Origin of the sequence: Arthrobacter sp. GAS37, assembly GCF_044908325.1 — a bacterium.
In the GTDB taxonomy this organism is placed as follows: domain Bacteria; phylum Actinomycetota; class Actinomycetes; order Actinomycetales; family Micrococcaceae; genus Arthrobacter; species Arthrobacter ramosus.
In genome coordinates this window covers 32,284-47,248 of sequence record NZ_JBIYDB010000033.1, presented here as the reverse complement: position 1 = coordinate 47,248, position 14,965 = coordinate 32,284, and the positions used below count along the sequence as shown (strand labels likewise).

General features: G+C 62.8%; 13 protein-coding genes and 1 tRNA gene. 7 read left to right on the top strand and 7 right to left on the bottom strand.

Features of this window, described 5'->3' with window-relative positions; genetic code table 11:
* Positions 1 to 100 precede the first annotated feature (100 nt).
* Positions 101 to 775 carry a hypothetical protein gene (locus tag ABH924_RS19655; RefSeq protein WP_404501545.1) on the bottom strand — a complete coding sequence of 225 codons (675 nt, stop codon included), beginning with the start codon at positions 773 to 775 and terminating at the stop codon, positions 101 to 103.
* A gap of 63 nt (positions 776 to 838) precedes the next feature.
* Here ABH924_RS19655 and tesB point away from each other — a divergent pair, with 63 nt between their 5' ends.
* Positions 839 to 1,747, top strand: coding sequence for an acyl-CoA thioesterase II (gene tesB, locus ABH924_RS19650; RefSeq protein WP_234749886.1), 909 nt, complete (start codon positions 839 to 841; stop codon positions 1,745 to 1,747).
* Between the two features lie 111 nt (positions 1,748 to 1,858).
* On the opposite strand, the gene ettA is transcribed toward tesB, so the two are convergent.
* The 3 genes from ettA to ABH924_RS19635 form a co-directional block, all read right to left on the bottom strand.
* A complete protein-coding gene (gene ettA, locus ABH924_RS19645) occupies positions 1,859 to 3,541 on the bottom strand; it encodes an energy-dependent translational throttle protein EttA (RefSeq protein WP_344787633.1) in 1,683 nt (560 codons plus the stop codon).
* A 47-nt stretch (positions 3,542 to 3,588) separates the two neighbouring features.
* Positions 3,589 to 4,134 carry a DUF6993 domain-containing protein gene (locus ABH924_RS19640; protein ID WP_404501542.1) on the bottom strand — a complete coding sequence of 182 codons (546 nt, stop codon included), beginning with the start codon at positions 4,132 to 4,134 and terminating at the stop codon, positions 3,589 to 3,591.
* Positions 4,135 to 4,242: 108 nt separating this feature from the next.
* Positions 4,243 to 4,809, bottom strand: coding sequence for a single-stranded DNA-binding protein (locus ABH924_RS19635; RefSeq protein ID WP_234749891.1), 567 nt, complete (start codon positions 4,807 to 4,809; stop codon positions 4,243 to 4,245).
* Positions 4,810 to 5,115: 306 nt separating this feature from the next.
* On the opposite strand from ABH924_RS19635, the gene ABH924_RS19630 reads away from it, so the two are divergent.
* The 3 genes from ABH924_RS19630 (at position 5,116) to ABH924_RS19620 (ending at position 7,192) form a co-directional block, all read left to right on the top strand.
* On the top strand, positions 5,116 to 6,357 hold the full coding sequence (locus ABH924_RS19630) for a hypothetical protein (RefSeq protein WP_404501540.1): 1,242 nt from the start codon (positions 5,116 to 5,118) through the stop codon (positions 6,355 to 6,357).
* Positions 6,358 to 6,401: 44 nt separating this feature from the next.
* Positions 6,402 to 6,474 (top strand) — tRNA-Arg (locus ABH924_RS19625).
* Positions 6,475 to 6,607: 133 nt separating this feature from the next.
* Positions 6,608 to 7,192, top strand: a complete 585-nt coding sequence (locus ABH924_RS19620; protein WP_404501538.1) for a GNAT family N-acetyltransferase — start codon at positions 6,608 to 6,610, stop codon at positions 7,190 to 7,192.
* Positions 7,193 to 7,224: 32 nt separating this feature from the next.
* On the opposite strand, the gene map is transcribed toward ABH924_RS19620, so the two are convergent.
* Positions 7,225 to 7,992: a type I methionyl aminopeptidase gene (gene map / locus ABH924_RS19615; protein ID WP_234749897.1), complete on the bottom strand. Its 768-nt coding sequence runs from the start codon at positions 7,990 to 7,992 to the stop codon at positions 7,225 to 7,227.
* A gap of 138 nt (positions 7,993 to 8,130) precedes the next feature.
* On the opposite strand from map, the gene ABH924_RS19610 reads away from it, so the two are divergent.
* The gene (locus tag ABH924_RS19610) at positions 8,131 to 8,808 is read left to right on the top strand and encodes a DNA alkylation repair protein (RefSeq protein ID WP_404501536.1); all 678 of its coding nucleotides are present in this window, start codon (positions 8,131 to 8,133) and stop codon (positions 8,806 to 8,808) included.
* 7 nt (positions 8,809 to 8,815) lie between these two features.
* Here ABH924_RS19610 and mptB (ABH924_RS19605) read toward each other — a convergent pair whose 3' ends face one another.
* The gene (gene mptB, locus ABH924_RS19605; RefSeq protein ID WP_404501534.1) at positions 8,816 to 10,438 is read right to left on the bottom strand and encodes a polyprenol phosphomannose-dependent alpha 1,6 mannosyltransferase MptB; all 1,623 of its coding nucleotides are present in this window, start codon (positions 10,436 to 10,438) and stop codon (positions 8,816 to 8,818) included.
* A gap of 204 nt (positions 10,439 to 10,642) precedes the next feature.
* Between mptB (ABH924_RS19605) and ABH924_RS19600 the strand changes: the two genes are divergently transcribed.
* Both ABH924_RS19600 and ABH924_RS19595 read left to right on the top strand, forming a co-directional pair.
* The gene (locus tag ABH924_RS19600) at positions 10,643 to 11,956 is read left to right on the top strand and encodes a glycosyltransferase 87 family protein (RefSeq protein WP_404501547.1); all 1,314 of its coding nucleotides are present in this window, start codon (positions 10,643 to 10,645) and stop codon (positions 11,954 to 11,956) included.
* Between the two features lie 34 nt (positions 11,957 to 11,990).
* Positions 11,991 to 13,244, top strand: a complete 1,254-nt coding sequence (locus tag ABH924_RS19595; protein WP_234749902.1) for a glycosyltransferase 87 family protein — start codon at positions 11,991 to 11,993, stop codon at positions 13,242 to 13,244.
* Here ABH924_RS19595 and mptB (ABH924_RS19590) read toward each other — a convergent pair.
* Positions 13,228 to 14,853, bottom strand: a complete 1,626-nt coding sequence (gene mptB / locus ABH924_RS19590) for a polyprenol phosphomannose-dependent alpha 1,6 mannosyltransferase MptB (RefSeq protein ID WP_344787626.1) — start codon at positions 14,851 to 14,853, stop codon at positions 13,228 to 13,230. The genes ABH924_RS19595 and mptB (ABH924_RS19590) overlap by 17 nt on opposite strands.
* Positions 14,854 to 14,965: the final 112 nt, after the last annotated feature.

Sequence of the window (14,965 nt, the reverse complement as noted above, 5' to 3'; positions counted from 1 at the left end):
CCTACGTGGCGCGGAACGCGACACGAAAGGGCCTGCCCAGAGTGGGGCAGCAGGGTCCCTACGTGGCGCGGAACGCGACACGAAAGGGCCTGCCCCAATCTCAGCGGGCTTTGAAGCCCAGGCCTGATCCGGATCGTGCCAAGATGTGGCCCCGGCTCCCGCTGAGCCGGAACCAACGGCCGTTGCGGAAGAGCCGGTGTTCGCCGTCGCCAAGGAAACCGAGCGCCAAGGCCGCGAACGCCGCGCCTGCGGGCACGCCGTCGAGTCCCGGAATCTCCCGTCCCCACACCGCGGCCCTGGTGTTGTTGACAATCAACGCGCCGGGCTGATCCGGAACAATCCCGGCCACCTCGGCAATGCCGGCATTCGCGACAGACTTGAGATCGGCGTCGGGCACTGAACCCAGCGGCTCCCAGCCGCTGCGGGGCGCCCCGACTCCTGCCCACGATTCGGAAACGGTCGACAGCGGGATCGGAAGCTCGACGTCGTCGGCACCGGAACGCGCCAAGCGGTCCAGGACCGAGGACAGGGTCACCGTGACGTCCGCGTGCGCGTCATCGGCGAGGGCGATGGTCCGAAGCCCGAGAATGGTCGGCGTCGCTTCGCCCAGGATGCGCGGCCTCAGGACGCACACGTATGCAGCCAGGACGCGTCCGGAGGCCTGCAGCCGGATGGCGCCATCGTCGATGCTCTTGGCACGCGTGACATAAGTGCGGAGATCCGCCAGATCACGGGGATCGACGAAATGGAAGGACTGGGTCAGTACGTCGGACACATCATCGACTCTACCGGCATGTCCGCGGTTGAGAGGGGTCAGGGGGGCGTCTAGAGTCGAACCATGACTGACGCGCACGCCGGCCTGGAACATCAGGTTGCCCTTGAGGACCCCACATCCACCCTCATCGAACTGTTGTCCCTGGCCGACTTCGACGGCGCGAGGACAGCCGAGGACATCTTCCTTGGGCCTTCCCAGAAACAGCCACGCCACCGGGTGTTCGGCGGGCAGGTACTCGCCCAGTCCCTCGTGGCCGGTATGCGCACGGTGGAAGAGGATCGAACCGTCCATTCCATGCACGGCTATTTCCTTCGTCCGGGGGACGCCAACCAGCCCATCACATTCAGCGTTGAACGGCTTCGTGACGGACGCTCGTTCTCCGCCCGGCGGGTGCACGCTTACCAGGAAGGTCAACCGATCCTGTCGATGATCGCTTCCTTCCAGACCGAAGCCGAGGGCGTGGAACACCAGTCCTCCATGCCGGCCGGAATCCCGGACCCCGAAACGCTGCCGAGCACAGCGGAACTCCTGCAGAAGTACGACCATCCGCTCGCACGCCACATGTCCTTCGAGCGGCCCTTCGATGTCCGCCACGTCGATCCCGCAATCTATGTGGAAGCGCCCAAGGACCGGGTAGCCAGCAATGCCGTCTGGATGAAGACCTTTGGCCCGATGCCGGACGATCCCAACCTTCATCTGGCTGCGCTGGCCTACGCGAGCGACTACACCATCCTGGAATCGGTGCTGCGCAAAAACGGATTGAGCTGGATGACGCCAGGCATGAGCGTGGCGAGCCTTGACCACGCAATGTGGTGGCATCGCCCCGTCCGCGTGGACGAGTGGCTGCTCTACGTGCAGGAGTCCCCCAGCGCCCAAGGCGCCCGCGGACTTGCCACCGGCAAGATCTTCAGCCGCGATGGCCAGCATGTCGCCACGGTGGCGCAAGAGGGCATGCTCCGGATCCCGTCGTAGCAGCCACAACGCAGCCACAACGCAGCCACAACCCAGCCAGGATCATCGAGCAAAGAAGGCCGGCGCCCCGGAGAAATATCCAGGGCGCCGGCCTTCTGTGGAGCAATTCGCTTAGTCGCGGGTCAGCTTGCGGTGCGTGACACGGTGCGGCTTGGCAGCGTCCGGACCGAGGCGCTCCACCTTGTTCTCCTCGTAGGACTCGAAGTTACCCTCGAACCAGTACCACTTCGACGGGTTCTCCTCGTCGCCTTCGTAGGCCAGGATGTGGGTGGCAACCCGGTCGAGGAACCACCGGTCGTGCGAGACCACCACGGCGCAGCCGGGGAACTCAAGCAAGGCGTTCTCAAGGCTGCTGAGGGTTTCGACGTCGAGGTCGTTGGTGGGCTCGTCAAGAAGGAGAAGGTTTCCGCCCTGCTTGAGGGTCAGTGCCAGGTTCAGGCGGTTACGCTCACCACCCGAGAGTACCCCGGCCTTCTTCTGCTGGTCCGGTCCCTTGAAGCCGAAGGCCGCCACATAGGCGCGGGACGGCATTTCAACATGGCCGACCTGGATGAAGTCCAGGCCGTCTGAAACGACCTCCCACAGGGTCTTGTTGGGGTCGATGCCGCCACGGCTCTGGTCGGCGTAGGAGATCTTGACCGAGTCACCGATCTTGAGGTCGCCACCGTCGAGCGGTTCCAGCCCGACGATGGTTTTGAACAGCGTGGTCTTGCCGACTCCGTTAGGACCAATGACGCCGACGATGCCGTTACGGGGCAGCGTGAACGAAAGCCCATCGATCAGCGTCCGGTCCTCGAAGCCCTTCTGCAGGTTCTTCGCCTCCAGGACCAAGCCACCCAGACGCGGTCCCGGCGGAATCTGGATTTCCTCGAAGTCGAGCTTCCTGGTGCGGTCAGCCTCGGCTGCCATTTCCTCGTACCGGGCCAAACGAGCCTTCGACTTGGTCTGGCGACCCTTGGCGTTGGAGCGGACCCATTCAAGTTCCTCGGTGAGGCGCTTGGCCTGCTTGGCGTCCTTCTTGCCTTGGATTTCGAGGCGGGCGCGCTTCTTCTCCAAGTACGTGGAGTAATTGCCTTCATAGGGGTAAAGGCGGCCGCGGTCCACTTCACAGATCCACTCGGCGACGTGGTCCAGGAAGTAGCGGTCGTGAGTGATGGCGAGGACGGCACCGGGGTAGGAAGAGAGGTGCTGCTCCAGCCACAGGACACTTTCTGCGTCCAAGTGGTTGGTGGGCTCGTCAAGGAGCAGGAGGTCGGGCTTCTGCAGCAGGAGCTTGCAGAGCGCTACGCGGCGGCGCTCACCACCGGACAGGACAGTCACGTCGGAGTCGCCCGGCGGGCAGCGGAGCGCGTCCATGGCCTGCTCGAGCTGGGAATCGATGTCCCACGCATCTGCAGCGTCGATGGCTTCCTGAAGGTGGCCCATTTCCTCCAGCAGGGTGTCGTAGTCGGCGTCCGGGTTGGCCATTTCCTCGGAGATCGCGTTAAAGCGCTGGATCTTCGAGTAGATCTCGCCCACGCCTTCCTGGACGTTGCCCAGGACGGTCTTTTCCTCGTTCAGGGGCGGCTCCTGCAGGAGGATGCCCACGGAGTAGCCGGGGCTGAGGCGGGCTTCGCCGTTCGACGGTGTGTCGATACCAGCCATGATCTTCAGGATCGTGGATTTGCCGGCTCCGTTCGGGCCAACGACGCCGATCTTCGCGCCAGGGAAGAACGACATGCTGACATCGTCCAGGATTAGTTTTTCGCCAACGGCCTTGCGAGCCTTGGTCATCGTATAAATGAATTCCGCCATGCCGTTAAATCTAATGGGTGGCAAGGCATAACTCACATTCGGCCCTGCTAGCGGGAATCCCCGACGAAGCATTTGCCGCTGGCCAACACTGGCAAGACCGACACGGAAACCTGGCCGGCCCTGATCTCGCCCATGACGCAGTCCCTGTCCAGCCTGGCCGCGGCCTCGATGGCGTCGACATCCAGTCCTGTCGGCGTCTTGCTCGCGGATACCTCCACAGCAGAGTCTGGGATGCCGGCCGAAACGAGTTGCGATCGCAATGCATCTTGTGCCGGTTTGGGGGTTGCGGCGGCAATGGTTTTGAGTACGGACTCCATGGTCTGCTTCAGGGCGGCAGTGCCCGGGCTGAGCGATACTGATGCCGATGCCGATGCCGACGGGCTCCCGGCACTGGGTGTGACAGCGGGAGTGGCACTGGCCGCACTCGATGGGGCAGGCGATGAGACCGCCGTGCTTCCTGACACCACGGGGGCAGGCGCCGTGCAGCCGGCCACCAGCCCGGCCACGAGTAGCGGCACCGCAAGCAGCGAACCCGGGCTTCCGGCCGCGTGGCGGCGTCCTGATGGTTTTTGCCGCTTTCCCCTGCTCGTCACCCGGCCATTCTGCCATGCGGCGCACTACCCGCTGCGCCACATCGCATCCGCGGCTGTCCGCAGCATCCCCTGTTTCAAGCGCCGGCGCTATTTCAGGCCTCGCGTCATTCAAGCCCGGGCGTCCACAAGCTCTCCGGTGTGAGTATCAACGAGAACCGACTCATCGCCTTCTCCGGCCGAAAGAATGACTTCCCGCTCGGCTGCGGCACTGCCGTCCTCGTCGTCATGAGGGCCGTCCTCACCCTCTTCCTCGGCCGAAGGCCACGGGTTCTCCGGCCCCACCTCAGCGGCTGCTGGCAGGCTCTGCGGGCTGGTGCTACTGGTGGTCCGGATGAAGTTCGCCGAGCCCCACATGAGGTCGTGCCCCACCGACTCGGCGACGATTTCGGCAACGTGGTAGATCTTGCCCTCGTGTTCCCATTGCCTCAACTTGAGTTTCCCGACCACGATGACCCGCTGGCCTTTCTTGACGCTGCATCCAATGTTTCCCGCGAGATGCCTGAACGCCTGGACGCTGAACCAATTGGTATTGCCGTCCACCCAGACATCGTTCGCGCGGTCGAACCTCCGCGCCGTGGAGCCCAGCCGGAACGAGGCCGTCCCCGTTCCGCCAGGTGTCGTCGAACTTTTGGGTTCCGTGGCAACGAATCCCCGGACAGTGATGATGTCATTCATGGTCTTGTCCTAACGTGAGTTGAGCTGCCTGTCTGGCTCTTTCAGCTTCACGTGCCGCGAACTTCCGCGGCAGTACCTAATTCACGTATGTGGATAGCCCTGGTCTTGGGCGGATTGTGGAGGACGAGTTGCTCCCTGAATAGGGCGCCGGCCACCGAGACCGGCCGCGCTTTTTGAAATTACGGAACCGCCATCTAAATTGGGTACGTTCGCCCAGTCTCGGGCCTGCTCTTTGGGGGACAGATCGTGAAAATTATTCTGGCTAGAAGTGCGTGCTATGTTGGCGCCCTTATATTGCTGACACTGGTGTCGTTCTGGCGGATCCCACCAACGGCCCAAGGCGTCGTGTGGGCGGAGGACGGCGCGGTATTTCTCACGGACGCTTTGAATCCGACCCGGACTTTCACGCCAATCCGGCCGTACGCAGGCTATCTCCACGTCGTCCCCCGCCTCGCAGCCGATGTAGTTGTCCGGTTCTTCGCACTTGAGGACTACGCCATAGCGCTCACCGTGTTGGCGTGCGCGGCTGTGGCCGGCGTCGCCCTCATGACGTACCACTGCTCCCAAGCCTTGACCAGCAACACGTGGATCCGCGTAGCTTGGGCGGCAGTTCCCATTTTCGTGAATGTCGGCGCGTTTGAGACCCTTGGAAACTTCGCGAACCTGCACTGGTACCTGCTCTGGCTTACTCCGTGGCTATTGATGAAACCGGCAAAGTCAAAACTGGAAGGCGGCGTGCTTTTTGTCGTCGCAGCCCTCGCCTCCCTGACCGAGATTATCTCGATTGTCTTTGTTCCACTCTTCCTTTACCGGCTAAGAGACAAAAACATGTGGGCCGCCCGTGCGGGTCTCAGCCTGGGTCTTGCCTGCCAGGTTATTGCGACGGTGACGCATCCTCGAACAAGCGGCGGCGCGAGCTACCAGCTTGACCCGTGGTCCCCCGTTTACGGGTGGTTCATCAACACCGCAGGACCCATCGTTTACGGCACTGCGTCCGGTGTCATGCAACAAATCGTGAACTTCGGAGCTGCCCCGATGATCGTGGCCTCCCTCCTCGTCCTCGCCGTCCCGGTGGCTGTGCTGGTCCTGGGCTCGGCGCGGGAGAAATGGCTGGCGGGCTTCTTCATCACCGCGTCGGCCGTTATTTGGGTTGCCTGCGTCGTTTCGAACCCGGCACCGTACCTGGACTACGCAACCTTTTCTGCTGCGGATTGGCCCGCCAGGTTCGTGTTTGGAAGGTACTCGGTAGTGCCGACGATGTTCGTCCTCGCCACGATTCCGTTGCTTGCCTCCGCATTGGCAAGGTTTGGGCGTGCTGCACCCATCGCGGCGCTTACGGGTTTCTCGCTCCTCTTGGCGTCCATGTATTTCCCGCCCTCGACGTCGAGAAACAATGGTCCTGTCTGGGCCGAGCACATCCTCACCGGGCGCAGTCTTTGTGCACCTGCGTCCGATACCGACTTCTACGATGTTCCGACCTCGCCTGTATTTTTCAAAGGCGTAGTACGAATCCCCTGCCCGGTCCTGAAGGCCGGGCAATCCTCCTGAATTGTTGGCTAGCCAAACCCAGCGATACACTTGGGTGCGTTCCCGCCCCAGTAGCTCAGAGGATAGAGCAGCGGCCTTCTAATCCGACGGTCGGGGGTTCGATTCCCTCCTGGGGCACTTTGTGATGAGTCGAGACATCCTTCATGGATGAGTCGGGTCATCGGTTACACCCCGGTCTTCGGACCGGGGTGTTTTTCTTTGTCTGCATACAACCGAGACGGCCAGCTCATTCGGTATCTAGGCTGGTTGGATGGGACACAACTCCGAAGCCATCATCACGGGCCCCGCAAGCTGGCCCGATGTCGAAAGGCTATTCGGCGTCCACGGCGAGCCTTCGCGCTGTTGGTGCCGGTGGTTCGCCCTCACCGGTCAGGATTGGAAGACGGCTCCCCCTAAGACGCGGAAGGAACAGCTCAAAGCCAAATTCGACGACGGCCCCGAACCTGGCGTCCTCGCGTTCCGGGGCGGCGAAGCGGTGGGCTGGTGCGCGGTCGAACCGCGCCAGTGCTATCCGCGTATCGAACGATCCCACGTCCTCAAGGCCGCAGGAGCAGGCGCCCCGGAAGGCCCGGGAGTTTGGTCCGTGAGCTGTTTCGTGGTTTCTCCCGGCCACCGCCGGAGCGGGGTGGCCACCGCATTGCTGCAGGCCGCCGTCGGGCATGCCTTCGCGCATGGCGCTGAAATCGTGGAAGGCTACCCGGTGGATCCCTCGCTGCGCCCCAAGGCCGGTCCGGCCGATCTCTACCAGGGAACTGTGAAGTTGTTCGAGGCGGCTGGCTTCTCCACAGTTTCCACGGCGGTGCCCGGAAGGGCGGTCATGCGCCTAGGGCGCTGATTTCCGGCGGCCCGCATGCCGAGGCAACACCGTCAAGGCAGTGTCAAGACCACCGGGCCGTCCGCGGTGATCGCCACGGTATGTTCGCTGTGCGCCGCACGGCGGCCGTTGGCGGAGCGCAGGGTCCACTGGTCGTCGTCGTGGTAGTAGTCATCGCTTCCGCCTAGGATCAACATCGGCTCGATAGCGATCACCAGGCCCTCCACGAGCTTCACGCCGCGGCCCGGCCGTCCGATGTTCGGCACGCTCGGCTCGGCGTGCATGGTCCGGCCAATGCCGTGCCCACCGTGATCGGCAAGGATCCCGTAGCCGCTGCGCTTGGCTTCTCCACCAATGGCATACGCAAGGTCGCCCATCTTGTTTCCAATCCTGGCCGCCTCGATTCCGCGGGCGAGGGCGGCGTCCGTGGCATCGATCAGCTCCTGGTCCACCGGATCCGCAGTGCCCACAATGAAACTGACTGCCGCGTCCCCGCACCAACCCTCCACGAATGCCCCGCAATCGACGCTCAACAGATCGCCGTCCTGCAACACATATCCGTCCGGGATGCCGTGCACCACGGCGTCGTTGACGCTCGTGCAAATGACCCCTGAAAAGGGCGTGGACGCCCACCGCGGACGGTAATTCAGGAACGCCGGCTTGGCTCCGGCAGCCTCCATGAAAGCGGCCGCAACCTCGTCCAGTTCCTTGAGAGACACACCAACCCCGGCGTGCGAACGAACCGCCGAAAGCGTGTTGGCAACCACCCTTCCGGCTTCGCGCATGAGCGCAATCTCTTCTGGCGTCTTCACCATAGACACGGAGGCCTCCAAGCATGAGGAACAAGGGGCCGGACCGGCCGCCGGACGAACTCTTTCCACCCACTCTATGGGCGTCATCGTCCCAGTCAACCGGAAGGCGCGTCCGAACCCTGCGCAGGAGTGTCCTAAAGTCGCGGTATGGAACACCGAAGAATCGCCATCATCCGGGAACGCCTGCAGGCAGAGGCAGATCCGGACCGTGCGAAAGCGGCACAGGCGTACATGAAGTCATCCATGCCTTCCCTCGGTGTCAGGGTCCCGGTAGTCCGTCACATCGTCCTCGCGACCGCGAAGGAACTCCCCTTCGGGTCCCCTGCCGAACTTCGTGACGATGTCCGGCTGCTCTGGCTGGAAGCTACATGGCGGGAAGAACGCTATGCGGCCATCGATCTGACCTCGCTCAAGTCCGTGGCCAAGGATCGGGAGATGTTGCCGCTCTACGAAGAAATCATCCGGACAGGCGCATGGTGGGACTTCGTCGACGGCGTCTCCGACCGTATTTGTGCCCTCCTGCAACATCACCGGAGCACGCTGACCCCGCTCTTGCGGACATGGGCAAGCGACCCGGACTTCTGGATCCGTCGCGCGGCCATCACCTCCCAGCTCAAGGCAAAGACGGCCACGGACCAAGAACTTCTCGCCACGGCGCTTGACGCCAACCTGGCCGACAAGGAGTTCTTCATCAGGAAGGCAATCGGCTGGACCCTGCGGGAGTACGCCAAGACCGATCCTCAGTGGGTACGGAGCTACGTGGAAACCCGACGGGCCAGGCTGAGCCCGTTATCCCTGCGTGAAGCGATGAAACACCTCGGCTGATTCCGGTTCAGGACTTCGGTTTGAGCTTGAGCTTCAAAATTCCGCGACGCGGGCGGAACAGCACGTGGGTCTTCTTGTCAAAGAACACCAGGTAGGCAATGAAGGAGACCGCGATGGCGATGGCCACTCCGCGCACCACCTCAATGGGGATCCACTGGAAGACACTCAATTGGTCCGTCAGCGCGATAAGGGTGAAGAACGCCGTCAAATAGAAGACCGTCCGAAGCTGGGCGCCGTCCGCGATGCCCGTCACGGTAAAGAACACCAGCAGCCACACCATGTACCAAGGCTGGATCACCGGCGCCAGGACGACGACGGCGGCGAAAGCCCAGGCCATCCGGCGAAGCACAGTCTTGTTGAACTCGGGTTCGTCGTCGAGCGGCGCGGGCATACCCAAGCCGCGGCCGGGCGTCCGTACGGCGAGCCAGACGATGGCCAGCGCCGAAACTGCCGTTCCGGCAGTCTGGATAACGTCCGTCACGGGAACGCCCGGACCCCCGAAAAGTCCGACGACGAATCCGGCCGTATGTGCCAGCAATCCCACCGGCGCGTACCAGATCCAGACGGCGCCGGGAGTCTGGAGGGCGCCAAGCCAGCCAAATCCCAGGCCGTTCACCAATCCTGCGGCGGCCAGCAGCCCTAAGGACAAGCCCAACGTCGCCATCCAGCAGAGCATTCTGCGGCCCCAGCCCGCACGGGCACCGGCCCACAGCAGCCCGGCAAAAGGCAAGGCAATCAAAGTAATCGGCTTGATGGCGATCGAGGCCGTGATCAGCACGATTCCAAGCACGGGTCGTTTGACCGAGGCGAAGTACAGTCCGGCAACAACCAGTCCCAACATCAAGGAGTCGTTGTGCGCGCTGGCAATGAAGTTGATCAGGAGAACCGGGTTGAGGACCCCAAGCCAGAACGCCCGATCCGGGTTCACGCCATGGACCGCAGCCAAACGCGGAACGTAGACAGCGAGCAGGATCACCCCGGCCAGGGCAGCCAGGCGGAAGGGAATCAGCGCAAGCTCCGGGACGCCGGCGCTGACCCACACGGCACCCTGTTCGATCCAGAGCCATAACGGACCGTAAGGCGTCGGTGCTTCCGTCCACAATTTGTCGGGCCCGAGTGAAAAGTAGTTGCTCAGGGCCGAGATGCCGTTGGTGTATGGGTTCAGGCCCTGCTCCATGAGCCGGCCCTGGCCGATGTAGGCATAAGCGTCCCTGCTGAACAACGGCAAGCTGAACATCATCGGGACTGCCCACATCCACAATGCTCGCCGAAGCACAGGACGCGAGGACGGGTTCCATCCGCCGATCCGCTGGGCAATGCGCAGCCAAGAGCGCAGGAGCAGGAGTGCACCGAGGCAGAGCATCACGGTGCAGACGATCACGCCAACCGGGGATGTCCTGGCCATGATGAAGAGGGGCGTGCGGATAAGGGAACCGCTGGTTGTCGCCATCCAGCCGACCCCGACCGAGCCTGCCACCATGAGCAACGACCCGACGAACCCTTGGAGGATCGCCGTCCTTGCCGCTTTGGCTATCACAGTGCCGTGTACCGGGGCGTTGGAATCGCCAAGCGCCTCTGGATGAGCCAACGAACTCCCCACCTCACGCTCACGAAACTTCGACGTCACCATCAAACAAAATCCTGTCCGGTTCCCTGCCGCATCCGGGCCAAAGTGGCACTGCCGGCTGCCATGGATTATTGCAACTGTAGCATCGCCACCCCTGGCTTCCCGGGGCCAACCGGACCATGGGTCTGCCCGCGAAAGTGGCCTGAGATAGGATGGATGGGGCTCTTACGGCACCTGTGACGATAACTACCTGACAAGGATCCTCCCATTTCCACGGACTCATTCTTCAGCGCGCTCACACGGTTCCGCCATCGTGTTCTTCCCTCTTCGGTGGAGGTAAGGCTCAATTCTCCCAAGGGCCTGCTTGTAGGCTTCTGCGTCGTGCACTTGGTCTTCCTCGTGTTCGCCCTGATCCTTTCCCTGCGCGGCGAGGCCTTCAGCGACACTTTCATCTATCGGGACTGGACCTCGGCCGGGTTCCGGGATGAGAACCTCAGCAGCGGCCCAAGTCCTTGGGTCTACCCCGTTCTCGCCTTGGTGCCGATGGCGATCGCGGGCCTGGCCGGACCCGGTCCGTTCTTCTTTCTGTGGGTACTCATGATCACCGTGCTCAACGGTGTCGCTCTCGCCAAGCTCACGGGACGGGGCCGCCGTCGCGAGGCTATCCCGGCGGGATGGTGGTGGCTGGTCTTCGTCTTCATCATGGGTTGGCTGGGATTCGCCCGGGTGGACGGATTGACTGCCCCCATCGTGCTGATCGCCTTGGCGTACGGGGTGTCACACCCCTTCATTGCCTCGACCCTCCTGAGTGTTGCCACCTGGATGAAGGTTTGGCCGGCCGCCGTCATGCTTTCGTTGTTCACCGTGGTCAAGCAGAGAACCAAAGTGGTGGCCGCCGGAATTCTGACCAGCGTTCTGGTCATCGCCCTCACGGCGGCCGTAGGTCAACTGCCGAAGCTCCTTAACTTCCTGACCCAGCAAGGCGATCGTGGCATGCAGTTGGAAGCCACCTTCACCACTCCATGGTTGTGGCTCTCGGTCCTCCATGTGGGTGACTCGAGAATGTACATGAACACCGACATCAACTCGATGCAGGTGGATGGCCCCGGAACGGCCTCCATGTCATTCCTTATGCAGCCCCTTCTTGTCCTGGCCGCTATCCTGGTGGCCGCCCTGACCTTCTGGGCACTGCACAACGGCAAGCGAACCGGCGGGGCGGACCGCACCGAACTGTTGTTGGCTGGATCCCTGACCATGGCCACGGCTTTCGTCGTGTTCAACAAGGTCGGATCACCCCAGTTCATGGTGTGGCTGGCGCCTGCCGTCGCCGTCGGGCTTGCCCACAGCTGGAAGGAATGGCGGGTTCCCGCGGCGATGCTCATCGCCATTGGGGTGGCCACATACTTCATCTACCCCCTCTTCTATGACGCACTCAGCCACAACAACCCTTGGATGGCGCTGGTGTTGACGGTGCGCAATGTCCTGCTGGTGGTCCTGTTCTGCTGGTCCGTACGCCGCCTATACCTTTTGGGCAAGAAGATCCCGGCCAACGAACCGGCCGCCGCTGCCAAGGAGTCCTGAGATTTCCGTTCGATTCTTTGCTGCGCTGGCCCGCGTGCGCGACGCCGCCCTGCCGCCTGCCGCCGTCGCCTGGTTCGGCCGTCCCTCCAGCGTTTGGTGGGGTTTCGCCGCCATCCATCTGTATTTCCTCGGCTGGATGGCAAGTTTCTTCCTGTCCGGAAACACGTTCAGCGACACTGAGCAGTACCGCCAGTGGGCGATGACCGGCTACAACCCTGCGGATCTCCACGGAGCCATCAGCCCTTGGGTGTACCCGGTACTCGCCCAGATTCCGATCTTCCTCGCCAACATCGCGGGCCCGGGTCCATACCTGCTGGTGTGGACGTTGATCATCACTGCGCTCAATGCCGCCGGCTTGTTCATCTTGACCCGCGGTCCGCGCAGGACAACGGGGATTGCCCCTGCCTGGTGGTGGCTGTTCTTCACCGCATTCATGGGCTACCTCAGCTTCGCGCGCGTAGAAGGCATCACGGCACCCATCGTGTTGGTCGCACTGCTGTATGCCGCCACGCGGCCCGTAGCGGCGGGCATCCTCCTCAGCATCGCCACGTGGATCAAAGTCTGGCCGGCCGCCGTCCTGGTACCCATCATCATCGCGAGCCACCGCAGGCTGCGGATCATCGCGTGCGGCGCCGCCGTAACTGCCGCCGTCGCACTGGGCACCTACCTTTCGGGCGGCCTCCCGCATATCCTCGACTTCTTGACCAACCAGGGTGAGCGCGGCATGCAACTTGAAGCCACGTTCTCAACCCCTTGGGTCTGGTTGAGCGTGCTCAACATCGGCGGTTCCAAAATCGCCGACAACGTCGCCATCAATTCCACCGAGGTGTACGGACCGGGAGCCAATGTGGCGGCCTTCATGATGCAGCCGCTCTTGGTGCTTGCCGCCGTCGCCGGCTCTGCCCTTTTGCTTTGGGCGCTTCGGCGGGGTGCCGAACCGGAAGAGCTGTTTCTGGAGGGCGCCCTCATGATGACCACCGCGTTCATCGTGTTCAACAAGGTGGGTTCGCCGCAATTCATCATCTGGCTTGCGCCAGTGGTTATCGCCGGGTTGACCCACGACTGGAATCGCTGGCGGGTTCCTGCCGCCCTCCTGATGGGGATCGCCATGACGACCTTTGTGATCTACCCGTTGTTCTACACGCCGCTGATCCATGCCAACCCCGTGATGGCAACAGTGCTCACCACGCGGAACGTGCTTCTGGTTGTCCTGCTCTGGTGGTCCGTACAGCGGACCTTGGAACTAGGCCGCAAGTCCAGCGCAAGAACCGCTATTCGGAGCGCCTGAGCCGCTGCTCAAGCCTGCGGAGCAGTTGCGCAGGGGTGGAACGGATCAGCAGTCTGCGCGTGTGCACGTCCAACACCATCAGGTAGACGGTGAATCCCAGGGCCACCAGGAAGGACAGGGAGGACACTTTGACGTTCAGTTCCACGAAGGACAGCACCGAAATCTGGTCCTGGGCGCCGAAGGCCACGAAAAATGTCACGGCGACATAGAGGGACTTGATCTGCCAGTCGTCCCTGATGCCCGTGACCGCGAGCAGCGGGATGAACCACAGGATGTACCACGGCTGGATAATCGGAGAAAGCATGACGACGGCGGCAAACGCCAGGGCCGCGCGTCGCACCAGCCGTGAATAGTCGCCGCGGAACATCAGTACCACCACCAGCCCGATTCCGGCCCACTTCATGAGGGTCCGGAGCCCGGTGGCCACGGTGGATCCGGGCAGGCCCAGGAGATTGGCGATCACCTCGACCTGTTGGCCCAGGAAGCCCGAAGGCGAGTATCCCGTGTAGCCGGGCGTCGGATCGAGGATGGCCCAGACCCATCCAAAGCCAAGGTTGTAAGGAATTCCGCTCACTGCCAGGACGGCAAAGCTGATACCCGCCGTCGCGCCCCAGAACAGGAACTTGCGGGCCCAACCCGCAGCGGGCCCCGCCCACATGAGGCCTATGAAAGGCAAGAGAAGCACTGTGATCGGCTTGATGCCGATGGAAGCCGTGACCAGCAGAAGCCCGGTGATGTGGCGCCCGGTGGCTGCAAAGTACATTCCGGCCACCGCCAGGCCCACCATGAGGGCATCGTTGTGGGCGCTGGCGACGAAGCTGATGAGAAAGAGCGGGTTGGCCACGGCGATCCACAGAGCGCGGCCGGGATTGATCCCGTGCAGTTCGGCGAGCCTGGGAACATACACCACGCAGAGCAGCACTCCCACAGTCGCAAGAACGCGAAAGAGCAAAACGGAAAAATCGGGCTGGGCGTCGGTGATGCCCACCACCCACCTGGCAAGCCACAGGAAGTAGGGTCCGTACGGCGTCTTGGCTTCAGCCCAGGCAGGATCAGCGCCCAGCGAAAACCAGTTGCTGAGCGAGGAAATCCCCGCGGTGTAGGGGTTCTGGCCTTCCAGCACCAGCCTGCCCTGGCCGGTGTAGGCGTACACGTCGCGCGAATAGATGGGCACGGCAAACATCAGGGGCGCCGCCCACGCCGCAACAGCGACAACCACCGATCTGAGCGAGCCTGGCCCCCAGTCCTTGAGCCTTTGCCCGAGCCTCAACCATGACCTGACCAAAAGCATGGCCCCGGCCGTCAGCAGGATGGTGGAGGTCGTTACGCCCCAGCCCTCCGTGCGCAGGGCGATGACAAGGGGGTGCCTGAACATGGGCGAGCCGTTGGCGATCCAGCCGGCACCGATCGAGCCGACGAAGATCATCAGGGATCCAAAAAATCCTTGCCAGATTGCCACGTAGGCCTTGATCTGGCCGGAGGTGCCGGTGTTGATGTGCGCGGCATTTGGGTAATAGAGACTCGCGGCAGCCTTCTCTGACGGCGCCGCGGGTTCCTTTGCCTCATCCCGGCTATTTGAGGTGCCCACGCCCGTTCCGCCTGCCGTCATGATATTCCAGTCCCTACGTACATTGGTCCAGCTCATCGATGCAGGCAACAACCGCTCGACAACGGCCCAGTTTAGCAGCCGCGGTAAGCCGCAGGCGCGGAACGGAGCGCCC